We start from the raw sequence: 23,435 nt of genomic DNA, 5'->3' as shown, positions 1-23,435 counted from the left end.
TTTCTGCATATGGTAAGTCAGTACCAATAAAGCGTTAGAAAAATATATCTTAAATCTGTAAACCGAGTTATAAAATATCTAAAAAAAGCAACGTTGCCTATGTTAACTATTACTTTACTACTTAAGGAAGTTAAGCTTATAAGCTAAATACTTCTTGTCCTAAAACACTAGTACAATAAGCCCTTAAAAAAAGGCATAAAAAAAAAGGATAAACTATTATAGTTTATCCTTTTTATATACATAAGTATTACGACTATTTATAATGCATTATAATGATCGAATATCTTAAAAAGGTCTGCATCCTCTGAAACAGATAATTTATTCTCTTTAAGAAAGGTTTTCATTTCTCCTTTTTTATTAGCCATTAACTTTAATATAGAAGATTTTTTTATTTTAACAAGCTCAATATTACCGTCTTTTTCCACATAATAACTAGATACAATATCTACTTTATTATTACCCATAGCTTCTTGTGTCATAGGGTTAATTCTTGCTTCAATAATACTTGAATTATATGCTTTATATAAAGCAACTTTTTCTCCCTTTTGAATCACCTCTAATAAGTACGTTGCACCTTGATCAATTGCCTTTGTAACAAAGGTTTTAGGACCAATTTTCACTTTAGTCACATCTCTAGTATTAAATGCAAAAACTTTTCCTTTTGTATCATTATCTAAAAGTGCCTCAAAACGATTGAATTTCACATTGAAATTACAGTTAGGAATGTTATATCCTTTACCGCTTGAAACATACACTTGTGCTCTATTCACCCATTTATCATACAGGTAAAATGTACCATCTAAATTATTAGAAGTTGTAGATTTAATCCAAAACCCACTTCTACTATTAATATTTTGTAGATCACTACCATTGTTCCCTCCTCCATCAGGAAGAATTTCGGAACCAGTTTGTGCAAAAGAGAATGTAGCACTTACTAGAAATGCCATTAAAAATAATTTTTTCATGATTTGTTTTTTGTGTACGTAAATCTATAAAAAAAAAGGCAAACTTAAATAAGTTTGCCTTTTTTGCACTGTTAAAAAAATGTTATTTTATTCTTCTTCGTTTGTAGCTTTAGTCTCTACAGCCGGAGCAACATCTTTGTTTCCACCTCTTCTACTTCTACGCGTAGTTTTCTTAGCTTTTTTATCTGCATTGTAAATTTCATTGTAATCTACAAGTTCAATCATTGCCATATCTGCATTATCCCCAAGTCTGTTTCCAAGTTTGATGATACGTGTATAACCACCTGGACGATCTCCAACTTTAGTAGCAACTTCTCTAAACAATTCTGTTACTGCTTCTTTTTGTCTTAATCTAGACATAACAATACGTCTATTGTGCGTAGTGTCGTCTTTAGATTTTGTGATCATTGGTTCAACAAATCCTTTTAAAGCTTTAGCTTTTGCTACAGTTGTGTTAATACGTTTGTGCTCTATTAAAGAACAAGCCATATTAGCTAACATTGCTTTTCTGTGGGCTGTTTGTCTACCTAAGTGATTTACTTTTTTTCCGTGTCTCATGACATTTTTGTTTTAGCTTCATCTTGCTCTAACTCACTATTGAGGAGCAAAATATGAAGTAATTAATCTTTATCTAATTTATATTTTGAAAGGTCCATTCCAAAGTTTAAACCTTTAACATTTACAAGCTCTTCAAGCTCTGTTAACGATTTTTTACCAAAGTTACGAAACTTCATTAAGTCATTTTTATTAAAAGAAACTAAGTCACCTAAAGTATCTACTTCTGCAGCCTTTAAACAATTAAGAGCACGTACAGATAAATCCATATCCACTAATTTTGTTTTAAGCAATTGTCTCATGTGAAGTGATTCTTCATCATAAGTTTCTGTTTGTGCAATTTCATCCGCTTCTAATGTGATACGCTCATCAGAGAATAACATGAAGTGATGAATTAAAGTTTTAGCACCTTCGGTTAAAGCATCTTGAGGTGTAATAGAACCATCTGTAATGATTTCGAAAACTAATTTTTCGTAATCTGTTTTTTGTTCTACACGAAAATTCTCAATGCTATACTTAACATTTTTAATTGGAGTATAAATTGAATCTGTAAAGATGGTACCTATTGGTGCAGATGATTTTTTATTTTCTTCTGCAGGAACATAACCTCTTCCTTTTTCAATGGTGATTTCCATGTTAATATTTACTTTAGGATCTAAATTACAGATTACTAGTTCTGAATTTAATACTTGGAATCCTGAAATAAATTTTTGAAAATCTCCAGCTGTAATTTTATCTTGACCAGAAATAGAAATAGAAACAGACTCGTTATCCACATCTTCTATTTGACGCTTAAAACGCATTTGTTTTAAGTTCAATATCATTTCTGTTACGTCTTCCACTACACCTGCAATGGTAGAAAATTCATGATCTACACCTTCCATTCTCACGGATGTGATTGCGAATCCTTCTAAAGAAGAAAGTAAAACTCTTCTTAAAGCATTTCCAACTGTTAATCCATAACCTGGTTCTAGTGGTCTGAATTCGAATTTACCTTCGAAATCAGTAGAATCAATCATGATTACTTTATCAGGCTTTTGAAAATTAAATACTGCCATATTGTTCTTCGTTTTAATTGTTATTTAGTTGCGCGATTTATAAGTTTGAAGAACACAAATAAATCCTTTGGCTAAATACCAATATGATTAATTATTATTTAGAATACAATTCAACGATAAACTGCTCGTTTATGTTTTCTGGAATTTGAAGTCTAGCAGGTACAGAAACATAAGTTCCTTGCTTAGTATCGTTATTCCATGTAATCCATTCGTATACATTACTTGAATTTGATAAAGATCTATCAATAGATTCAAGTGATTTCGATTTTTCTCTTACTGCAACAACATCTCCAGCTTTTAAAGAATATGAAGGAATATTTACTAATCCACCATTTACAGTAATATGTCTATGAGATACTAATTGTCTTGCTCCACTTCTAGAAGGAGAGATTCCCATTCTATACACTACGTTGTCTAATCTAGACTCGCAAAGTTGTAATAAAACTTCACCTGTAATACCTTGAGCAGCTGTTGCTTTTTTGAATAAACCTCTAAATTGACGCTCTAAAATACCATACGTATATTTAGCTTTTTGTTTTTCCATTAACTGGATTGCGTATTCAGATTTTTTCCCACGACGTCTTGCGTTTCCGTGTTGTCCTGGAGGGTAATTTCTTTTTTCAAAAGATTTATCTTCTCCAAATATAGCTTCGCCAAATTTACGTGCTATTTTAGTTTTAGGACCAGTATATCTTGCCATTTCAAATTGTTTTTTTAAGAGTGTTTATGAATTAAGGTCTTAATCTTATCCTTCGACAAACGTTGATCTCTTGTTGATACTTGATTATTATTATTTTTCAGTTTGCAAATTTACGTATAAAAAATTTAATAGCAACTATATAATTACAGTTGCTATTAAATTTAAAAATATATAAATTATACTCTTCTACGTTTTGGAGGACGACATCCATTATGAGGTAATGGAGTAACATCAATAATTTCTGTTACTTCGATTCCTAAATTGTGGATAGAACGAATAGCAGATTCTCTACCATTTCCAGGTCCTTTAACGTAAGCTTTCACTTTCTTTAAACCTGCTTCTTTTGCTACACCTGCAGCATCTTCTGCAGCTAATTGTGCTGCATAAGGAGTATTCTTTTTAGAACCTCTAAACCCCATTTTACCAGCAGAAGACCATGAAATTACGTCTCCTTTTTTGTTGGTAAGTGAAATAATGATGTTATTAAAAGAAGCTGTAATGTGTACTTCTCCAACAGCATCTACTATAACTTTACGTTTTTTAGTACTTGACTTTGCCATATTATTTTAGCTTTTAGTAATAGTTAATAGTCGCTAGAATCCTAAACCTTAATTTCAAACAGATTCTTTCCAACGTCTAAAGACTAAAGACTATGTTATTATTTCGTTGCTTTCTTCTTGTTAGCAACAGTTTTTCTTCTACCTTTTCTAGTTCTAGAGTTGTTTTTCGTACGTTGTCCTCTTAATGGAAGACCAGATCTATGACGAATACCTCTGTAACATCCAATATCCATTAATCGCTTAATGTTTAATTGTGTTTCAGAACGTAATTCACCTTCAATTGTAAACGTACCAACAGCATCACGAATGGCTGCTATTTGGTCATCGTCCCAATCTTGAACTTTAATACTTTCATCAACTTTAGCTTCTGCTAAAATTTCTTTTGATCTGCTTCTACCTACTCCGTAGATATAAGTTAGAGAGATTACTCCTCTTTTCTGTTTTGGTATGTCTACACCTGCAATTCTTGCCATAATTACCCTTGTCTTTGTTTGAATCTAGGATTCTTTTTGTTAATCACGTAAAGTCTACCTTTTCTACGCACTATTTTGCAATCTACGCTTCTTTTTTTAACTGATGCTCTTACTTTCATCGTATTGGTATTAGTATCTATAAGTTATACGAGCCTTAGTTAAATCATAAGGGCTCATTTCTAATTTTACTTTATCTCCTGGTAATAATTTAATATAATGCATACGCATTTTACCTGAGATGTGTGCTGTCACAATGTGACCATTTTCTAATTCAACACGAAACATAGCATTTGATAATGCTTCTATAATGGTTCCGTCTTGTTCTATTGCTGCTTGTTTTGCCATAGTATATAAATTAAGCTACTGCTTTTCTATTTTTACCAGTTTTCATCAAGCCATCATAGTGTCTATTTAACAAGTATGAATTTACTTGTTGCATAGTGTCAATTGCAACTCCAACCATAATTAATAGTGATGTACCACCAAAAAATAAGGCCCAACCAGATTGTACGTTCATTAGCTTAACTATGAATGCTGGGAACACAGCAATAAGTGCTAAAAATATAGAACCAGGTAATGTTATTTGTGACATTATTTTATCCAAATATTCTGAGGTTTCAGATCCAGGACGTATACCAGGAATAAATCCTCCGCTACGTTTTAGATCATCCGCCATTTTATTTGTAGGTACTGTAATTGCCGTATAAAAATATGTAAATATAATAATTAATAAAGCAAATATTAAATTGTACCAGAAACCAAACATATCTGAAAAATTTGTCTGCATCCATTGTCCAGCTGCCGTATCTTTTAAGAAAGAAGAGCCACCTATTAAACCTGGTACAAACATAATTGCCTGTGCAAATATAATTGGCATTACTCCAGAAGCATTCAACTTTAATGGAATAAATTGTCTTGCACCACCAAATACGTTTTTCTCGTATCCTCCCGATGCTGTTCTTCTTGCGTATTGTACTGCAATTTTTCTAACCGCCATTACTAACATGATACATGCTGCAATAATTGCTAACCAAATTACTAGTTCGAAAAGAATTAACATCACGTTATTTCCTTCTAATCTAGAAGATGCATTTAATAAGAAGTTTTTAGGTAAAGTTGCTATAATACCAACCATAATTAATAAGGAAATACCATTACCAATACCTTTATCTGTAATCTTCTCACCTAACCACATTGCAAATACAGTTCCTGTTACTAAAATAATAACAGAAGAGAAATAGAATAAACCACCTTGACCTAATAAAAAGGCAGATTGCGGAATACCTAAAGCAGGTAAACTTGCTAAATAACCTGGAGCCTGCACTAAGCAGATTCCTATGGTTAACCATCTTGTTATTTGCGTGATTTTCTTTTGTCCACTTGCTCCTTCTTTCTGTAGTTTTTGCAAATAAGGAATTGCTATTCCCATTAGCTGTACTACAATAGAAGCAGAAATGTAGGGCATGATACCAAGAGCAAACACAGATGCATTAGCAAATGCTCCACCTGTAAATGCATTTAATAAACCTAATAAACCATCTTCTGTATTACCTTGTATACCTTCTAATTGTGAAGCGTCAATACCTGGAAGTACTACTTGTGCTCCGAAACGATATACTAATAATAAACCTAATGTTAAGATTATTCGGTTTCTTAGTTCTTCAATTTTCCAAACATTTTTTAATGTCTCTATAAATTTCATGCTTCTTAATTAATTATAAAGTTACTGCTTCTCCTCCAGCTGCTTCGATAGCTGCTTTTGCAGTTGCTGTAAATTTATGAGCTGTTACTGTTAATTTAGATTTTAATTCACCACGTCCTAATATTTTAACTAGCTCATTTTTGCCAGCTAAACGTAACGTTATCATTGTATCTAGATCAAGAGTATCTTTAATTACTTTGTCATCAATTAACTGTTGTAGTTTATCTAGATTTACACCTTGATATTCCTTACGGTTAATATTAGTAAAACCAAATTTAGGTACACGACGTTGGATAGGCATTTGACCTCCTTCAAAACCAACTTTCTTAGAGTAACCAGAACGAGATTTAGCTCCTTTGTGACCACGTGTTGCAGTACCACCTTTTCCAGAACCTTGTCCACGACCTATTCGTTTACCTTGATTTTTTACTGAACCTTCTGCAGGTTTTAAATTACTTAAATCCATTTGTAAGTGTTATATTATTTTGCTTCTTCAACAGAAACTAAATGTGAAACTTTAGCAACCATACCAAGGATATTTGGTGTGGCATCGTGCTCTACTACTTGACCAATCTTTTTAAGACCAAGAGCTAATAATGTTCTCTTTTGTCTTTGCGTACGATTGATTGCACTCTTTACTTTTTTTACTTTTATCTTTGCCATCGTTTTCCTTTATTATCCTTTAAAAACTTTATCAAGAGAAACTCCTCTATCACGAGCAATTGTTCTTGCATCTCTTAGTTGTAATAAAGCATCAAATGTTGCTTTTACTACGTTATGAGGGTTTGATGAACCTTGAGATTTTGATAATACATCGTGTACTCCCACTGCCTCAAGAACTGTTCTCACAGCTCCACCAGCAATTACTCCTGTACCAGGAGCTGCAGGAATGATGTTTACTCTTGCTCCACCAAATTTTCCTTTTTGTTCATGTGGTAACGTACTTTTTATTAAAGGAATACGTACTAGGTTTTTCTTTGCGTCTTCTACTGCTTTTGCAATTGCACTAGCAACATCTTTAGACTTTCCTAAACCGTGTCCTACTACACCTGCCTCATCACCAACCACTACGATTGCTGAAAAACCAAATGCTCTACCACCTTTAGTTACTTTAGTAACTCTTTGTACACCAACTAAACGATCTTTAAGATCTAATCCACTTGGTTTAACAAGCTCTGCGCTTTTGTATTTGTGATTCATAATTTCTTAGAATTTAAGTCCTGCTTCTCTAGCTCCATCAGCTAATGATTTTACTCTACCGTGATAAATATAACCACCTCTATCAAAAGAGATTGTATTAATACCAGCTTTTATTGCTTTTTCGGCAACAGCTTTCCCTACTAATGTAGCTATTTCTGTCTTATTCCCTTTTGCAGAACTAATGTCTTTATCTCTTGAAGATGCAGCACTGATAGTATTACCAGTTTCATCATCAACTATTTGAGCATAAATTTCTTTATTACTTCTAAAAACAGATAATCTCGGTCTAGATCCTGTACCTGATACAGTCTTACGAATTCTGTTTTTTATTCTTATTCTTCTCTCGAATTTTGATAGTGCCATAACTTACTTATTAAGCTGATTTACCTGCTTTTCTTCTTAGTACTTCTCCAACAAACTTCACACCTTTTCCTTTGTAAGGTTCTGGTCTACGGAAGCCACGTATTTTTGCAGCAACTTGACCAACTAATTGTTTGTCGAAAGAAGTTAATTTTATAATTGGATTTTTTCCTTTATCTGAAACTGTTTCAATTTTAACTTCAGGAGCTATATCCAATACTATGTTATGCGAAAAACCTAAAGCTAAATCTAATTTTTGCCCTTGGCTTGATGCTCTATATCCTACACCTACTAACTCTAAATTTTTAGTCCATCCTTTAGATACACCTTCAATCATGTTATTAATTAAGGATCTATATAAACCATGTTTGGCTTTTTGATCTTTAGAGTCTGAAGAACGAGTAACCATTACGTTACCTTCCTCTACTTTGATTTCTACTGAATCAAAGTTTTGTGTTAATTCTCCTAATTTACCTTTTACAGTAACAACATTATCTTTAATGTCTACTGTTACGCCTTCTGGAATGGCTACCGGATTATTTCCTATTCTTGACATTTCTTTTGGGCTTTAAATTAGTAAACGTAACAAAGTACTTCACCACCTACATTATCTCTTTGTGCTTGCTTACCAGTCATTACTCCATGAGAAGTAGAAATGATGGCAATACCAAGACCGTTTAAGATTCTAGGTAATTCTTTAGAACTTGCATACTTACGTAAACCTGGTTTACTTATTCTTTGAATTTGCTTGATTACTGGTTCTTTTGTTTCTTTATTGTACTTAAGAGCAATTTTAATTGTCCCTTGTACTGAAGAATCGTCGAACTTGTAACTTAAAATATATCCTTGATCGAATAATATTTTAGTAATTTCCTTTTTCAAGTTAGAAGCAGGAATTTCCACCACTCTGTGGTTTGCTCTTACCGCATTTCTAACTCTAGTTAAATAATCCGCTATTGGATCTGTGTACATAACTAATTGATTTTGTGATCTTGGTTTTCAACGTTGGTGTTGAACCTAAAATCTGTTTATATTTAATTTTACCAACTTGCTTTTCTAACTCCTGGGATTAACCCTTGATTTGCCATTTCTCTAAATGTAACACGAGAAACACCAAAGGTACGCATGTATCCTTTAGGTCTTCCTGTTAATTTACATCTATTATGCATACGCACAGGCGAAGCGTTTTTAGGTAACTTTTGTAATGCTTCATAATCTCCAGCTTCTTTTAAAGCTTTACGTTTCTCTGCATACTTTGCTACTGTCTTTGCTCTTTTAACCTCGCGGGCTTTCATTGATTCTTTAGCCATAACTTAGTTCTTTTGAAAAGGTAACCCTAGTTCTGTTAATAATGATTTTGCTTCTTTATCTGTATCCGCAGAAGTTACAAATGTAATATCCATTCCTGAGATTTTGTTTACCTTATCGATATTAATCTCTGGAAAGATAATTTGTTCTACAACTCCTAAGTTATAGTTACCTCTTCCGTCAAATCCTGTAGCTTTAATTCCGTTAAAATCTCTTACACGAGGTAAGGCAGATGTAATAAAACGGTCTAAAAACTCATACATTCTTTCCCCTCGTAAAGTTACTTTTACACCAATTGGCATACCTTTACGTAGTTTAAATGTAGCAACATCCTTTTTAGAAATTGTTGCTATAGCTTTTTGTCCAGTTATAGTTGTTATTTCTTCTAACGCGTAGTCGATTAACTTTTTATCTGCAACTGCCGCTCCAACTCCTTTAGATAAAACTATCTTTTTAAGTTTTGGAACTTCCATTACATTTTTATAACTAAATTCTTCTGTAAGAGCAGCAATTATTTTGCTTTTATACTCTTCTTTAAGTCTTGGTGAATATGCCATAACTATATTACTTCATTAGATTTTTTTGAAAATCTTACTTTCTTATCGCCTTCCATTCTATAACCAACTCTTGTTGTTTCTCCTTTCGAAGTTAACAATGATAAGTTAGAAATTTGAATTGCAGCTTCTTTTTCTACGATTCCACCTTGAGGACTTTGAGCACTTGGTTTAGTATGTTTCTTAACCATGTTTACTCCCTCAACGATCGCTTTGTTCTTATCGGTTAATACCTTAAGTACTTTCCCTTCTGATCCTTTATGATCTCCAGCAATTACTCTAATAGTATCTCCTGATTTTATTTTAAGCTTTGTCATCTTAATATATTGTCTTAAAGCACTTCTGGTGCTAATGATACAATTTTCATGAATTGTTTATCACGAAGTTCTCTAGCAACAGGTCCAAATACACGTGTTCCTCTCATTTCACCCGTTGGGTTTAAAAGCACACAAGCATTGTCATCAAATCTTATATAAGATCCGTCTGGACGTCTTACTTCTTTCTTAGTACGTACTACAACTGCGGTAGAAACAGCTCCTTTTTTAATGTTTCCATTAGGAGTTGCGTCTTTTACAGCAACAACAATTTTGTCACCTACAGATGCGTATCTTCTTTTTGTACCACCTAGAACACGAATGGTTAAAACCTCTTTTGCTCCAGTGTTATCAGCTACCTTTAATCTTGATTCTGTTTGTACCATAATTATTTAGCTCTTTCAATTATTTCAACTAATCTCCAACATTTCGATTTAGATAAAGGTCTTGTTTCCATGATCTTTACTGTATCTCCAATGTTACAGTCGTTTGTTTCGTCGTGTGCAACATATTTTTTTGTTTTTAACACGAACTTACCATACATAGGATGTTTTACTTTTTTTACTTCGGCAACAACGATTGATTTCATCATTTTGTTACTAGTAACTACTCCTACACGTTCTTTTCTTAAGTTTCTTTTTTCCATCTTTTCAGCTGAATTATTGTAATTCTCTTTTAGTTAATTCAGTCGCAATTCTAGCTACCGCTCTTCTTACAGAACGTAATTGAATTGGATTCTCTAAAGGAGATACTACATGAGCCATTTTAAGGTCTGAATAACTTTTTCTTGTCTCACTAAGTTTCTCTTGTAACTCAGCAATAGATAATTCTTTAACTTCTGATTGTTTCATCATCTTAAATTATTATGCTTGATAATCTCTAGCAATTACAAACTTAGTTTTAACTGGTAATTTTTGTGCTGCTAAACGTAATGCTTCTTGCGCTACTTCTAATGGCACACCACCAATTTCGAATAATATTCTTCCCGGTTTAACAACCGCTGCCCAATATTCTACGGCACCTTTACCTTTACCCATACGTACTTCTAGAGGTTTCTTTGTGATTGGCTTATCTGGAAAGATTTTTATCCACAAAGATCCTTCTCTTTTCATGTAACGAGTAGCAGCAATACGTGCAGCTTCAATTTGACGTGAAGTTAAAAAGTTTGAATCTAATGATTTTATTCCAAAAGTACCGTATGATAATTGGTGACCTCTACCAGAGTTCCCCTTCATACGTCCCTTTTGCATTTTTCTAAATTTTGTTTTTTTAGGCTGTAACATTTTGTCTTTTCTTTAAAAAATTACTTTCTACGACGAGATTGATTCTTGTTATCTCTTCCGCCTCTTCCACCTTTTCCTTGCTTCTTAGATAATCCAACAAGCGGAGAAAGTTCTCTTTTACCATATACTTCACCTTTCATGATCCATACTTTTACACCCAATCTACCATAAGTAGTGTGTGCCTCAACTAAAGCATAGTCAATATCGGCTCTAAAGGTTGATAAAGGAATACGTCCATCTTTGTAGTGTTCAGAACGTGCCATTTCAGCACCATTTAAACGACCACTAATTTGAATTTTAATTCCTTCAGCATTCATTCGCATTGTAGCAGCAATTGCCATCTTGATAGCACGTCTGTATGAAATTCTGTTTTCAATTTGACGAGCAATACTCGATCCTACTAAAAATGCGTCAAGTTCTGGTCTTTTGATTTCAAATATGTTTATTTGAACCTCTTTACCTGTAATCTTTTTAAGCTCTTCTTTTAACTTGTCTACCTCTTGTCCACCTTTTCCGATAATAATACCAGGTCTAGCAGTAGTGATAGTAACGGTTACAAGTTTTAAAGTTCTCTCAATGATTACTCTTGAAACACTAGCTTTAGATAAACGTGCATGAACATACTCTCTGATTTTATAATCTTCAGCAAGTTTGTCACCATAATCGTTTCCTCCATACCAGTTAGATTCCCATCCTCTGATAATTCCTAAGCGATTTCCGATTGGATTTGTTTTTTGTCCCATATCTACCTTAGCTTTGTGTGTTATTGTTAGCTCCTACCACTATTGTAACGTGGTTTGAACGTTTTCTAATTCTGTGTGCGCGACCTTGAGGTGCTGGACGTAATCTTTTTAACATAGATCCGCCATCTACTCTAATCTCTTTAACAAATAATTCAGCCTCTTCTATGCTTGCATCTTCGTTTTTAGCTTGCCAGTTTGCAATTGCAGACAACAATAATGTTTCTAAACGATTTGAAGCTTCTTTTTGGCTAAATTTTAATATGTTAAGTGCCTTTTCTACGCGTTCACCTCTTACTAAATCGGCTACTAAACGCATTTTTCTTGGTGATGTAGGACAGTTATTAAGTTTTGCAAAAGCGATTTCCTTTTTTGCTTCCTTAATAGCGTCTGCCATTTGTTTTTTACGACTTCCCATAGCTCTACTTTTTACCTTTATTTTTAGCACCAGCGTGACCTCTAAAAGATCTTGTTGGTGAAAATTCTCCTAACTTATGTCCTACCATGTTTTCTGTTACGTAAACTGGTACAAATTGACGACCGTTATGTACTGCTATTGTTTGTCCAACAAAATCTGGAGTAATCATACTTGCTCTTGACCAAGTTTTGATTACTGTCTTTTTGTTAGCGTCCACATTAGCTGCAACTTTCTTTTCTAGTTTATAATGAACGTAAGGTCCTTTTTTTAATGATCTTGACATATCTTATTTCTTTCTACGTTCTACAATATATTTATTACTCGCTTTTGTTTTAGAACGGGTTCTATAACCTTTAGCAGGTATACCATTTCTAGAACGAGGATGTCCTCCAGAAGATTTTCCTTCTCCACCACCCATTGGATGATCGACAGGATTCATTACTACTGGTCTAGTACGTGGACGTCTACCTAACCATCTTGTTCTACCAGCCTTACCTGATACTAACAATTGATGATCTGAGTTAGAAACAACTCCTATTGTAGCCATACAAGTTACTAACACTAAACGCGTTTCACCTGAAGGTAATTTTACAGTTGCAAACTTACCATCTCTCGCCATTAATTGAGCAAATGCTCCAGCACTACGAGCCATAACAGCTCCTTGACCTGGACGTAACTCTAAACAAGAAATAATAGTTCCTAAAGGTATTTTACCTAAAGGCATTGCGTTTCCAATTTCTGGACCTGCTGTATCACCTGACACTACTGTCTGACCTACTTGTAAGCCATTTTGAGCAATAATGTATCTTTTCTCGCCATCTTGATAATTCAATAATGCGATAAAAGCGGTTCTGTTTGGATCGTATTGAATAGACATAACTTCACCAGGAACTCCTGCTTTGTCACGTTTAAAATCGATAATACGATACTTACGTTTATGACCTCCACCTATATAGCGCATGGTCATTCTTCCTTGACTGTTTCTACCACCAGACCTTTTATTCGGAGCTAATAAACTTTTCTCCGGCTTATCAGTAGTAATGGCGTCAAATCCGTTTACTACTCTAAATCGCTGTCCTGGTGTGATTGGTTTTAATTTTCTTACTGACATTTGTCTTTAATTACATGTTAGTGTATAAATCAATGATCTCACCTTCCGCCAGTTGTACAATTGCTTTTTTAACAGCATTTGTTTTACCATGTTGAATACCAGTTTTTGTAAACTTAGTACTTCTATCTGGACGGACATTTATAGTACGAACTTTTTCAACAGAAACTCCATAAGCAGCTTCCACTGCTTTTTTAATTTCTACCTTGTTCGCCTTTGTCTTCACTTGAAAAGTATAGCAGTTGTTTAACTCGCTATTCGCTGTCGCTTTTTCTGTGATTATCGGTTTAATTAAGATATTCATTTGTTTCTTATTTACTTAAATTCGTTTCAATTCCTTCTAAAGAACTCTCTAAAAGAACTACTTGATTTGCATTTAAAATCTTGTAAGTGCTTAACTCTGAGTTTATTAACACTTCAGTGCCTTTTAAATTGCGTGACGACAAATATACATTATTATTTGACGCACCCAACACAAACAGTGATTTTTTGTTTTCTAGTCCTAAAGCTTTTAAAACTGCAGTGAAATTTTTAGTCTTTGGCGTATCGAAGTTTAAATCTTCTAATACTACAATTGACTTCTCACTTGCCTTAATACTTAAAGCTGATTTACGAGCTAAACGTTTAAGGTTTTTGTTTAATTTAAAGCTATAGTTTCTTGGTCTTGGACCGAACATACGACCTCCACCTCTAAAAACTCCTGACTTAATAGATCCAGCTCTTGCTGTACCTGTTCCTTTTTGCTTTTTAATCTTACGCGTACTTCCAGTAATCTCCGCTCTTTCTTTAGCTTTATGAGTACCTTGTCTTTGGTTTGCTAAGTATTGCTTAACATCCAAATATACCGCATGATTATTAGGTTCAATAGCAAACACATCTTTAGAAAGGTCTACCTTTCTTCCTGTGTCTTTTCCGTTAATATCTACAACTGCTACTTTCATTATTTTCTAATAATTACATAAGCGTTTTTATGACCAGGAACACATCCTTTAACCACAAGTAGATTCTTATCAGCAACTACTTTTAAAACTCTTAAATTTTGAACTTTTACTGTGTCTCCACCCATTCTACCTGCCATTTTCATTCCCTTGAATACTCTCGCAGGATATGAAGCAGCACCAATAGAACCTGGAGCTCTTAAACGGTTGTGTTGACCGTGCGTTGCTTGACCAACTCCGGCAAATCCATGACGTTTTACAACACCTTGAAATCCTTTACCTTTTGAAGTTCCAGCTACATCAACAAACTCACCTTCTGTAAAGTGTTCTACTGTTATAGCATCTCCTAATTTGTACTCCGCATCAAAACCTTGAAATTCAACGATTTTACGCTTAACAGAAGTACCCGCTTTTTTAGCATGACCTAAGTCAGCTTTAGTAGCGCTCTTTTCTGTCGCGTCATCGAAACCAAGTTGAATGGCTTCATAACCATCAACTTCTTCAGTTCTGACTTGGGTAACGATACATGGTCCAGCTTCGATTACTGTACAAGGAATATTTTTCCCGTTTTCATCAAAGATGCTGGTCATACCGATTTTCTTTCCAATTAACCCAGACATATTATTATTTATTTATTTGTTACTATTTATTAAAAAAACAAGGCTGAAAAATACGTTTCAGCCTTGAATTGTATTTTTACCGTTTTTCCTTAACCATCGTTAAGGACATGTAAGTTTAAACTTAAACTTTTATCTCTACTTCAACACCACTTGGCAACTCTAACTTCATTAGAGCGTCAATTGTTTTAGAAGATGAAGAGTAAATATCTAATAAACGCTTATAAGAGCTTAATTGAAATTGTTCTCTTGACTTCTTGTTTACGTGAGGTGAACGTAATACAGTGAAAATTTTCTTGTGTGTTGGTAATGGAATTGGTCCAGTTACAACAGCTCCTGTACTTTTTACTGTTTTTACAATCTTTTCAGCAGACTTGTCTACTAAGTTATGATCGTAAGACTTTAATTTGATTCTAATTTTTTGACTCATTTTCTTAACTTTTTAAGATTGTTCTCCTTTAGCTGCTTTGATCACTTCTTCAGATACATTTGAAGGTGTTTCGGCATAGTGTGAAAATTCCATAGTAGAAGTTGCTCTACCAGATGATAATGTTCTTAATGTAGTTACATAACCGAACATTTCCGATAATGGTACAGTAGCTTTTACAGTTTTTGCACCAGCTCTATCACCCATATCACTCATTTGACCTCTTCTTCTATTTAAATCACCAACAATATCACCCATGTTTTCTTCTGGTGTAATCACCTCCAATTTCATGATTGGTTCCATTATAACCGCTTTCGCTGCTTTCGCTGAATTTTTAAATCCAAGTTTAGCTGCTAATTCGAATGATAACTGATCTGAATCGACATCGTGATAAGATCCATCTCTCAATGTCACTTTCATTGCGTCTACTTCAAAACCTGCTAATGGTCCGTTAGCCATTGCCATTTTAAATCCTTTTTCAATAGAAGGGATAAATTCTTTAGGAACGTTACCACCTTTAATTACAGATTCAAATTGAAGACCTACAACACCTTCGTCTGCTGGTTCAATCGTAAATACGATATCCGCAAACTTACCACGACCACCAGATTGTTTCTTATAAACTTCTCTATGATCTGCAGCTTGTGTAATAGCCTCTTTATACTCTACTTGTGGTTGCCCTTGATTTACTTCTACTTTAAACTCACGTCTTAAACGGTCTACAATTACATCTAGGTGAAGTTCACCCATTCCTGAAATAATAGTCTGTCCTGAAGCTTCGTCTGAACGTACAGTAAACGTAGGATCTTCTTCCGCTAATTTAGCTAAGCCCATTCCTAATTTATCCACATCTGCCTTCGTCTTAGGCTCCACTGCGATACCAATTACTGGATCTGGGAAGTCCATAGATTCTAAAACTATAGGGAATTTTTCAGCTGAAAGTGTATCTCCTGTTTTGATAGATTTAAATCCAACAGCAGCTCCAATATCTCCAGCTTCTATATAATCAATTGCATTTTGTTTGTTTGCATGCATTTGGTAGATACGTGAAATACGCTCTTTCTTACCAGAACGATTATTTAACACATAAGAACCTGCATCTAAACGACCAGAATATGCTCTAAAGAATGCTAAACGACCTACAAAAGGATCTGTAGCAATTTTAAAAGCTAATGCAGCGAAAGGTTCGTCTACACTTGGCTTACGAATTTCTTCTTTATCTGTATCTGGGTTAATACCTACAATACCTTCCTTATCCATAGGAGAAGGTAAGTAACGACATACAGCATCTAATAAGAACTGTACCCCTTTATTTTTAAAAGCAGAACCACAAATCATTGGAATGATAGCCATATCCATTACAGCAGCTCTAAGTGCAGCATGCACTTCTTCTTCTGTAATAGAGTTTTCATCTTCCATGAATTTCTCTAATAAATTCTCGTCGTAACTAGCTACTTCTTCAATAAGTTTACCACGAAGAATTCTTGCTTCTTCTTTAAGCTCTTCCGGAATATCTACAACATCAAATGTTGCTCCCATTCCTTCTTCATGCCATACGATAGCTCTATTCTTAACTAAATCAACGATACCTTTAAAGTTCTCTTCGTCACCAATATTTAAAACAATAGGCACTGCATTAGAACCTAACATTTCTTTAACTTGGCCACAAACCATCATAAAATCAGATCCTTGACGGTCCATTTTATTAACGAAACCAATTCTTGGCACTTTATAGTTATCCGCTAGTCTCCAGTTCGTTTCAGATTGAGGCTCAACACCATCTACTGCACTAAACAAGAATACTAAACCATCTAATACACGTAAAGAACGATTTACTTCTACCGTAAAATCTACGTGACCTGGAGTATCAATAATATTAAAGTGATAATCCTTTGTTTCTGCAAGAACTTGAGCGTTCTCTTTTGGAAACTGCCATGTACATGTTGTAGCAGCAGACGTAATAGTAATACCACGTTCTTGCTCTTGCTCCATCCAGTCCATTGTTGCAGCACCATCATGTACCTCACCAATTTTATGTGAAACTCCTGTATAATATAGAATACGCTCTGTTGTTGTTGTTTTACCAGCATCAATATGAGCAGCAATCCCAATATTTCTTGTATATTTTAAATCTCTTGCCATTTCTTAAAATCTAAAGTGAGAGAATGCTTTATTTGCTTCTGCCATTTTATGCGTGTCAGTACGCTTTTTAACTGCTGCTCCTTCTTCTTTAGCTGCTGCTAAAACCTCTGAAGCTAAACGTTGTGCCATAGATTTCTCATTTCTTTTACGAGAATAACTAATTAACCACTTCATTGCTGTTGAAACTTTTCTGTCTGGACGGATTTGCATTGGTATTTGAAATGTTGCTCCTCCAACTCTACGACTACGCACTTCTACGTGAGGCATAACGTTAGATAACGCTTCTTTCCAAACCTCTAAGGCTGTTTTTTCGTCGTCTGTTTTCTTTTCTTCTACGATTGCAATTGCATCATAAAATACTTTAAAAGCTATAGACTTTTTACCATCCCACATCATCATATTAACGAAACGAGTTACTAACTGGTCGTTAAATTTTGGATCTGGCAAAAGCGGTCTTTTCTTCGCTGCTCTTTTTCTCATGTCTTCTTCTTAAAGTTTAAATTACTTCTTAGGGCGTTTTGCACCATACTTAGATCTACGTTGCGTTCTACCTGCAACACCTGCTGTGTCTAAGGCACCACGAACAATGTGATATCTAACTCCTGGTAAATCTTTTACCCTTCCACCTCTAACCAATACTATCGAGTGCTCTTGTAAATTGTGTCCTTCACCACCGATGTATGCATTAACCTCGTTACCGTTTGTTAAACGAACCCTTGCTACCTTACGCATTGCTGAGTTAGGTTTTTTAGGTGTCGTCGTGTAAACACGAGTACACACACCACGTCTTTGTGGACACGAATCTAAAGCAGCCGATTTACTCTTCTTGGTTATTTTGGCTCTTCCTTTTCGTACTAATTGTGAAATTGTTGGCATATATATTATATATAATTTTTTAAAGTCCTCTTCTTAGAGGGCTGCAAATGTAGGAATTAATTTGAAAATATCAAACAACTGGGCATTAATTTTTTACATAAATTAAAATTTAGGATTCAATCTATATTAATTTTGTTGTTTTTCCGTTAGATTTACACAATAAAAAGTTTTCATATACCTGTGTCTAAATCTTTCTTTTTACCGCTTATTCTATGTATTCTATTTTCTTCGGAAGCGATTAGTCAGCAATTATATTTAAAAGTTACTGGTGAAACCGAATTGGAAACAAAACGAATAGATTCTATTTCTTACCAAAAGAAGCACATAGATTTAAATACCGTTAAAAAGGAAATAGATTCGCTTCAAATAAAGTTATTCCAAATTGGCTATATTGAAAATGACTTCCAAGATTTAAACAAAGAGAATGATTCTACGTATTCGGTATTATTCCGTTTAAAACATCGATATCATAACATACATATATATTATGATGAAGCCATAATCGGAAAATCGGTACTAGAGCAAGTTTCCAATCTAGTTTATGACGATTTTTTTATTTTACCGTTTAATAGTATAGAACGCTCTCTATATTCCATAAACTCCAAAATTAGCGATCAAGGTTTTCCATTTAGCGAAATTACCCTTCAAGATATATCCGTAAAAAACAAAACTACCTTAAAGGCAACTTTAGTTTTAAAAGAAACACTAGATAAAAGAACTATAGATAAAATTATCTTAAAGGGTTACGAGAAATTCCCAAAATCCTATTTAAAGCATTATTTAAAATTAAAAAAGAGGAAAACATTTAACCTTTCTGAAATCAAAAAAAAGACCGAAGTCTTAAAAGAATTAAAATTTGCAAATCAAATTAAAGAACCCGAAGTTTTATTCACAAAAGACTCCACCATATTATATCTATATCTTAAAAAGGCAAAAAGCAATAATTTTGATGGCTTTTTAGGTTTTGGAACGAATGAAACTACCAACAAAATAGATTTTAATGGATACCTTAATCTCAACTTAAATAATAATCTAAATACTGGTGAATCTTTTCAACTAATTTATAAGAGTGATGAGAATGAGCAAAAAACATTTAATGCCAATCTAAGTTTGCCTTATTTATTTAATTCTCCTCTTGGAGCTGAAGTTGGTTTGCAGATTTTTAAAAAAGATTCCTCCTTTACAACCGTTAATCAAATTGCTAAATTATTTTATCAAATAAATCCGCAAACCAGAATTCACTTTGGTATTAATAGCACAAAATCCAATAGTTTATTAAGCGAGTCTAATACTTTACCAGAAATACAAGACTATAACTCAAATATCTATAATTTAAGATTTACTTACAATAAACTTCAAAACAACTTTCTCTTTGACAAGAATCTCTTTTTGGCCCTCGAAGTAGGTAATGGAAAAAGAAGTTTTGCTAATAACACCGAAAATCAAACGCTTCTATTTATAGATGCTTTTAAAATTTTTAATTTAAACAAAAAAAACAGCGCATATATAAGAATTAATGGTTCTGGTTTATTCTCAAAAAATTATTTAGAAAATGAATTATTTAGATTTGGTGGTATAAACTCTATTCGGGGTTTTGAAGAAAATAGTCTTACGGCCTCCTTATATGCGCTTACCAACACCGAATACAGATACCAGCTAAGCAACTCCCTATATATACATTCCATTATTGATTTCTCCTATTTGGAAAATACGCTTACCAGTCAAAAAGAAAAATTATATGGTTTTGGCTTTGGTTTTGGCTTATTAACTAAGGCAGGATTACTAAAATTTAATTATGCTAATGGTAAAAGCGAAAATCAAAAATTCAAATTCTCTAATTCCAAAATCCACCTAAGCTTAACAGCCATTTTTTAACGTAATATTGGCCTTAAAAGTGATGTTTTGAAAAAAAAATCAAAATTTTAACCAATTATTATTGTTTTATTAACTTTTTATTATGATTTTTGGCATAGACTAATTCAAATAAAATATAAAATGAAAACAAAGTTTAGTGGAATTTTAACGCTATTACTGGCGTTTGTTGTGCAATTTACGTTTGCACAAGAAAAAACAATTTCGGGAACAGTTTCTGATGAAAACGGTTTGCCTCTTCCAACGGCAACGGTAATCATTAAAGGAACTACTACTGGGGCATCAACTGATTTTGATGGTAACTATACCATTAATGCAAAACAAGGTGATGTTTTAATTTTTAGTTATGTTGGTTATTCAAACCAAACAAAAACTGTAGGTGCATCTAACAAAATAGATGCTTCTCTAGAACCAGACAACACTTTAGATGAAGTTGTTGTAACTGCTCTTGGTATTAAAAAATCAGAGAAAGCAATTGGTTATTCAGTACAAAAAGTATCTGGTGAAGGTCTTACTGAAGCTAGAGAAGGAAACTTAGTAAATGCGCTTTCTGGTAAAGCTGCAGGTATTCAAGTTACCAACAGTTCAGGTAGTGTAGGTGCTTCTTCAAGAATAGTATTAAGAGGGAACTCTACTATTACAGGAAACAACCAACCTTTATTTGTTGTTGATGGTGTGCCATTAGATAACTCTTCTTATAGTGGAGCATCTTCTACTGGTGGAGCTGATTTACCAAATGGTGCTTCGGATATCAATCCAGATGACATTGAGTCTATTTCTGTATTAAAGGGGCCTAATGCTGCTGCTTTATACGGTGTACGTGGGGCAAATGGAGTTATCGTAATTACTACCAAGTCTGGTGGTAACAAAGATGGTTCTTTCGCTGTGAGTATTAACTCTAACGCAAGTTTCTCTAATCCTTTAAGATTACCAGATTACCAAAATTCTTATGGTCAAGGTTCTAACCCTGATTATTTCGAGTTTGTAGATGGTGCTAATGGTGGTGTTAATGATGGTGTTGATGAAAGTTGGGGTCCTGCTTTAGATTCAGGTTTTGAATTTATTCAATGGGATTCTCAATTAAACGGAGGTCAAGCTTTACCATGGGTATCAAGTCCTGATAACGTAAAAGACTTTTTTGATACAGGAGTTGCTTTAAGTAACAGTATTACTGTAACTTCAGGTGGTGAAAAAGGATCCATGAGATTCTCTTTAGGTAAGTCTGAACAAGATGGTATGTTACCTTTTACTGAACTTAATAGATTGAACCTTGGTTTCAACGGTAAAATGGATTTAGGTAAAAAGTTTCATGCAGGAATGTCTGTAAGTTATATCAATACAGAAAGTGATAACTTACCAATTGGTGGTTATACAAATGAAAACCCAATGCAACAGTTCATCTGGTCTGCAAGACAGGTAAATTTCTCAGACTTTAAAGACTGGAGAAACTTACCATTAGCAGCAGCAGGAACGCCAGCAGAAGGTACTCCATTAAACTGGAATGCAAACTTCCAAAACAATCCTTACTGGGTATTAGAAAACAACAGAAATACATTTGATAAAAATCGTTTCGTTGGTAATATTTTCTTTACTTATGACTTCTCAGACAAATTTTCTATTACTACAAAATACAGTAGAGATCAATATACACAATCTGAAAAAAGAATTAAATCCCAAGGATCTAACGAAAATCTTTTTGGTTATTACGCAGAATTCAAAAGAGATTACTCTGAAACTAACTTAGAGTTATTATTATCTTACAACACCGATTTATCAGAAAGCTTTAGCTTATCTCTTAATGCTGGTACCAATGGAATGAAAAGAAATTATTCTTCTTTAATTGGTGAAGCTGCTCAATTAGAGTTACCTGGTTTATACAATTTATCTAATATCAAAACAGGTGCAACACCAACATACTTTAATACAACTAGTAATAGAAGAATTAATAGTGTGTACGGATTTGGATCTATTGGATATAACGATTACTTATTCTTAGAATTCTCTGGAAGAAATGACTGGGCTTCAGTATTGCCTGTACAAAACAATTCTTTCTTTTACCCTTCTGTTTCTTTATCTGCAATCGTTTCAGATATGGTGGACTTAGATGGTGCTAAAATTGATTACTTAAAATTAAGAGGTGGTTGGTCTAAAGTAGGTAGTACTGGTGCATTAGGACCATACAACTTAAATCAAACATATTCTTTAGCAAATAATGCTTTTGGTAACTTAGCATCTACTCCTAACACAAGGTTTAATGATGATTTAACTCCTGAGTCTGTAACTGGTTTTGAAGCTGGTATAGATGTAAGAATGTTTAAAAGTAGAATTAAATTTAGTGCAACTTACTACGATCAATTAAGTGAGGACTTAATTTTACCTATTCAATTATCTGCTTCTACAGGACAAACAAGTGCTTGGAAAAATGCAGGAGAAATGTCTAATAAAGGTATTGAATTATCTTTAGGAGTTTCTATAATTGATAACGATGACTTTAAATTAGGTGTAGATTTAAACTGGGCTAAAAATGAGAACGAAGTTGTTTCTTTAGGAGGTCTTGATTCATACATATTAGGTGGTCAATGGGGAGTTAGATTAGAAGCTAGAACTGGAGAGCCTTATGGAGTTCTTGTAGGTAGAGGTTTTGAAACCAATGATGCTGGACAAGTAATTTACGAAAATGGTTTACCTGTTGTAGATCAAGAATACAAAGTATTAGGAGATATTGCACCAGACTGGACAGGAGGTGTTAGCTTAAACTTAGAATACAAAGGGATTACATTAAGTACACTAATAGATGCTAAAATAGGTGGAGAGGTACATAGTATGTCTTATGCTTGGGGTAGATATGCAGGTGTCTTAGAAGAAACTCTTGTAGGAAGAGAAACTGGAATCGTTGGAAATGGAGTTATGTCTGATGGTGCTGGTGGATATGTTGCAAATAATGTAGCTGCTCCTGCTAGAGCTTTTAACCAAGCAGCATTTGGTAATGGTGTAGAAGAAAGTGCTATTTTTGATGCATCTTATGTTAAATTAAGATCTGTTTCTTTAGGTTACTCATTACCTAAGACTTTATTAAAAAACACTTTTATTACAAATGCTAGATTTGCGGTTGTAGGTAGAAACTTAGCCTTATTATATTCTAAAGTTCCTCACATTGATCCTGAAACTGGTTTCAGTAGTGATAATGGAGATCAAGGACAAGAATTTGGTCAAATACCATCTGCTCGTTCAGTTGGATTTAATGTAAACTTATCATTCTAAAAAA

35 protein-coding genes are annotated in these 23,435 nt (G+C 33.8%); 2 read left to right on the top strand and 33 right to left on the bottom strand.

Going from position 1 to position 23,435, the window contains the following annotated elements; all coding sequences use genetic code 11:
- Positions 1–257: 257 nt before the first annotated feature.
- The 33 genes from ACVCXO_RS05975 to rpsL form a co-directional block, all read right to left on the bottom strand.
- Positions 258–965: a hypothetical protein gene (locus ACVCXO_RS05975; protein ID WP_452228676.1), complete on the bottom strand. Its 708-nt coding sequence runs from the start codon at positions 963–965 to the stop codon at positions 258–260.
- An 87-nt stretch (positions 966–1,052) separates the two neighbouring features.
- Positions 1,053–1,523: a 50S ribosomal protein L17 gene (gene rplQ, locus ACVCXO_RS05970; protein ID WP_452228675.1), complete on the bottom strand. Its 471-nt coding sequence runs from the start codon at positions 1,521–1,523 to the stop codon at positions 1,053–1,055.
- 62 nt (positions 1,524–1,585) lie between these two features.
- Positions 1,586–2,578, bottom strand: a complete 993-nt coding sequence (locus tag ACVCXO_RS05965) for a DNA-directed RNA polymerase subunit alpha (RefSeq protein WP_452228674.1) — start codon at positions 2,576–2,578, stop codon at positions 1,586–1,588.
- Between the two features lie 94 nt (positions 2,579–2,672).
- Positions 2,673–3,278 (bottom strand): 30S ribosomal protein S4, encoded by a 606-nt coding sequence (gene rpsD, locus ACVCXO_RS05960; protein ID WP_452228673.1) that lies wholly within the window; start codon positions 3,276–3,278, stop codon positions 2,673–2,675.
- 176 nt (positions 3,279–3,454) lie between these two features.
- Positions 3,455–3,838 (bottom strand): 30S ribosomal protein S11, encoded by a 384-nt coding sequence (gene rpsK / locus ACVCXO_RS05955; RefSeq protein WP_055442864.1) that lies wholly within the window; start codon positions 3,836–3,838, stop codon positions 3,455–3,457.
- 98 nt (positions 3,839–3,936) lie between these two features.
- Positions 3,937–4,311, bottom strand: coding sequence for a 30S ribosomal protein S13 (gene rpsM, locus ACVCXO_RS05950; RefSeq protein WP_055442865.1), 375 nt, complete (start codon positions 4,309–4,311; stop codon positions 3,937–3,939).
- A 2-nt stretch (positions 4,312–4,313) separates the two neighbouring features.
- Positions 4,314–4,430 (bottom strand): type B 50S ribosomal protein L36, encoded by a 117-nt coding sequence (gene ykgO, locus ACVCXO_RS05945; RefSeq protein WP_076732133.1) that lies wholly within the window; start codon positions 4,428–4,430, stop codon positions 4,314–4,316.
- A 10-nt stretch (positions 4,431–4,440) separates the two neighbouring features.
- On the bottom strand, positions 4,441–4,656 hold the full coding sequence (gene infA, locus ACVCXO_RS05940; RefSeq protein ID WP_007094967.1) for a translation initiation factor IF-1: 216 nt from the start codon (positions 4,654–4,656) through the stop codon (positions 4,441–4,443).
- 10 nt (positions 4,657–4,666) lie between these two features.
- Positions 4,667–6,013 (bottom strand): preprotein translocase subunit SecY, encoded by a 1,347-nt coding sequence (gene secY / locus ACVCXO_RS05935; protein ID WP_452228672.1) that lies wholly within the window; start codon positions 6,011–6,013, stop codon positions 4,667–4,669.
- A gap of 13 nt (positions 6,014–6,026) precedes the next feature.
- Positions 6,027–6,479, bottom strand: a complete 453-nt coding sequence (gene rplO, locus ACVCXO_RS05930) for a 50S ribosomal protein L15 (protein ID WP_055442867.1) — start codon at positions 6,477–6,479, stop codon at positions 6,027–6,029.
- Positions 6,480–6,493: 14 nt separating this feature from the next.
- Positions 6,494–6,676 carry a 50S ribosomal protein L30 gene (gene rpmD / locus ACVCXO_RS05925; RefSeq protein WP_055442868.1) on the bottom strand — a complete coding sequence of 61 codons (183 nt, stop codon included), beginning with the start codon at positions 6,674–6,676 and terminating at the stop codon, positions 6,494–6,496.
- Positions 6,677–6,688: 12 nt separating this feature from the next.
- Positions 6,689–7,213, bottom strand: a complete 525-nt coding sequence (gene rpsE, locus ACVCXO_RS05920) for a 30S ribosomal protein S5 (protein WP_452228671.1) — start codon at positions 7,211–7,213, stop codon at positions 6,689–6,691.
- A gap of 6 nt (positions 7,214–7,219) precedes the next feature.
- Positions 7,220–7,576 carry a 50S ribosomal protein L18 gene (gene rplR / locus ACVCXO_RS05915; protein ID WP_452228670.1) on the bottom strand — a complete coding sequence of 119 codons (357 nt, stop codon included), beginning with the start codon at positions 7,574–7,576 and terminating at the stop codon, positions 7,220–7,222.
- Between the two features lie 10 nt (positions 7,577–7,586).
- A complete protein-coding gene (gene rplF / locus ACVCXO_RS05910; RefSeq protein WP_452228669.1) occupies positions 7,587–8,129 on the bottom strand; it encodes a 50S ribosomal protein L6 in 543 nt (180 codons plus the stop codon).
- A 17-nt stretch (positions 8,130–8,146) separates the two neighbouring features.
- Positions 8,147–8,545: a 30S ribosomal protein S8 gene (gene rpsH, locus ACVCXO_RS05905; protein ID WP_452228668.1), complete on the bottom strand. Its 399-nt coding sequence runs from the start codon at positions 8,543–8,545 to the stop codon at positions 8,147–8,149.
- Between the two features lie 68 nt (positions 8,546–8,613).
- Positions 8,614–8,883 carry a 30S ribosomal protein S14 gene (rpsN, locus tag ACVCXO_RS05900; RefSeq protein ID WP_033960808.1) on the bottom strand — a complete coding sequence of 90 codons (270 nt, stop codon included), beginning with the start codon at positions 8,881–8,883 and terminating at the stop codon, positions 8,614–8,616.
- Positions 8,884–8,886: 3 nt separating this feature from the next.
- Positions 8,887–9,438, bottom strand: a complete 552-nt coding sequence (gene rplE, locus ACVCXO_RS05895; RefSeq protein WP_452228667.1) for a 50S ribosomal protein L5 — start codon at positions 9,436–9,438, stop codon at positions 8,887–8,889.
- Positions 9,439–9,440: 2 nt separating this feature from the next.
- A complete protein-coding gene (gene rplX, locus ACVCXO_RS05890; protein ID WP_055442875.1) occupies positions 9,441–9,752 on the bottom strand; it encodes a 50S ribosomal protein L24 in 312 nt (103 codons plus the stop codon).
- Between the two features lie 14 nt (positions 9,753–9,766).
- Entirely contained in the window at positions 9,767–10,135 is a 369-nt protein-coding gene (gene rplN / locus ACVCXO_RS05885) for a 50S ribosomal protein L14 (RefSeq protein WP_452228666.1), read from the bottom strand.
- A gap of 2 nt (positions 10,136–10,137) precedes the next feature.
- Entirely contained in the window at positions 10,138–10,395 is a 258-nt protein-coding gene (gene rpsQ / locus ACVCXO_RS05880; protein ID WP_055442877.1) for a 30S ribosomal protein S17, read from the bottom strand.
- Between the two features lie 13 nt (positions 10,396–10,408).
- A complete protein-coding gene (gene rpmC, locus ACVCXO_RS05875) occupies positions 10,409–10,600 on the bottom strand; it encodes a 50S ribosomal protein L29 (protein ID WP_452228665.1) in 192 nt (63 codons plus the stop codon).
- 12 nt (positions 10,601–10,612) lie between these two features.
- Positions 10,613–11,032, bottom strand: coding sequence for a 50S ribosomal protein L16 (gene rplP / locus ACVCXO_RS05870; RefSeq protein ID WP_452228664.1), 420 nt, complete (start codon positions 11,030–11,032; stop codon positions 10,613–10,615).
- 20 nt (positions 11,033–11,052) lie between these two features.
- A complete protein-coding gene (rpsC, locus tag ACVCXO_RS05865; protein ID WP_055442879.1) occupies positions 11,053–11,775 on the bottom strand; it encodes a 30S ribosomal protein S3 in 723 nt (240 codons plus the stop codon).
- Between the two features lie 7 nt (positions 11,776–11,782).
- A complete protein-coding gene (gene rplV / locus ACVCXO_RS05860; protein WP_452228663.1) occupies positions 11,783–12,190 on the bottom strand; it encodes a 50S ribosomal protein L22 in 408 nt (135 codons plus the stop codon).
- 4 nt (positions 12,191–12,194) lie between these two features.
- Positions 12,195–12,473 carry a 30S ribosomal protein S19 gene (gene rpsS, locus ACVCXO_RS05855; RefSeq protein WP_055442880.1) on the bottom strand — a complete coding sequence of 93 codons (279 nt, stop codon included), beginning with the start codon at positions 12,471–12,473 and terminating at the stop codon, positions 12,195–12,197.
- Between the two features lie 3 nt (positions 12,474–12,476).
- On the bottom strand, positions 12,477–13,301 hold the full coding sequence (rplB, locus tag ACVCXO_RS05850) for a 50S ribosomal protein L2 (protein ID WP_452228662.1): 825 nt from the start codon (positions 13,299–13,301) through the stop codon (positions 12,477–12,479).
- 10 nt (positions 13,302–13,311) lie between these two features.
- The gene (rplW, locus tag ACVCXO_RS05845) at positions 13,312–13,602 is read right to left on the bottom strand and encodes a 50S ribosomal protein L23 (protein ID WP_452228661.1); all 291 of its coding nucleotides are present in this window, start codon (positions 13,600–13,602) and stop codon (positions 13,312–13,314) included.
- Between the two features lie 7 nt (positions 13,603–13,609).
- Positions 13,610–14,239, bottom strand: coding sequence for a 50S ribosomal protein L4 (rplD, locus tag ACVCXO_RS05840; protein WP_452228660.1), 630 nt, complete (start codon positions 14,237–14,239; stop codon positions 13,610–13,612).
- Complete coding sequence (rplC, locus tag ACVCXO_RS05835) at positions 14,239–14,856, bottom strand: 50S ribosomal protein L3 (protein ID WP_452228659.1); 618 nt, start codon at positions 14,854–14,856, stop codon at positions 14,239–14,241. The genes rplD and rplC overlap by 1 nt, the downstream gene beginning before the upstream one ends.
- Before the next feature lie 121 nt (positions 14,857–14,977).
- Positions 14,978–15,283 (bottom strand): 30S ribosomal protein S10, encoded by a 306-nt coding sequence (rpsJ, locus tag ACVCXO_RS05830; protein ID WP_010181931.1) that lies wholly within the window; start codon positions 15,281–15,283, stop codon positions 14,978–14,980.
- Positions 15,284–15,295: 12 nt separating this feature from the next.
- Complete coding sequence (gene fusA, locus ACVCXO_RS05825; protein ID WP_452228658.1) at positions 15,296–17,422, bottom strand: elongation factor G; 2,127 nt, start codon at positions 17,420–17,422, stop codon at positions 15,296–15,298.
- 3 nt (positions 17,423–17,425) lie between these two features.
- Entirely contained in the window at positions 17,426–17,902 is a 477-nt protein-coding gene (gene rpsG, locus ACVCXO_RS05820) for a 30S ribosomal protein S7 (RefSeq protein WP_452228657.1), read from the bottom strand.
- Positions 17,903–17,923: 21 nt separating this feature from the next.
- Positions 17,924–18,298 (bottom strand): 30S ribosomal protein S12, encoded by a 375-nt coding sequence (gene rpsL / locus ACVCXO_RS05815; RefSeq protein ID WP_008269190.1) that lies wholly within the window; start codon positions 18,296–18,298, stop codon positions 17,924–17,926.
- Positions 18,299–18,478: 180 nt separating this feature from the next.
- Between rpsL and ACVCXO_RS05810 the strand changes: the two genes are divergently transcribed.
- Positions 18,479–20,173, top strand: a complete 1,695-nt coding sequence (locus ACVCXO_RS05810; protein ID WP_452228656.1) for a POTRA domain-containing protein — start codon at positions 18,479–18,481, stop codon at positions 20,171–20,173.
- A 120-nt stretch (positions 20,174–20,293) separates the two neighbouring features.
- The gene (locus ACVCXO_RS05805; RefSeq protein WP_452228655.1) at positions 20,294–23,431 is read left to right on the top strand and encodes a SusC/RagA family TonB-linked outer membrane protein; all 3,138 of its coding nucleotides are present in this window, start codon (positions 20,294–20,296) and stop codon (positions 23,429–23,431) included.
- The last annotated feature ends 4 nt before the right edge of the window (positions 23,432–23,435 follow it).

Source organism: Lacinutrix sp. MEBiC02404 (assembly GCF_053601575.1).
The sequence above is the reverse complement of the archived record's forward strand: the minus strand, read 5'-3'. Positions and strand labels throughout refer to the sequence as shown.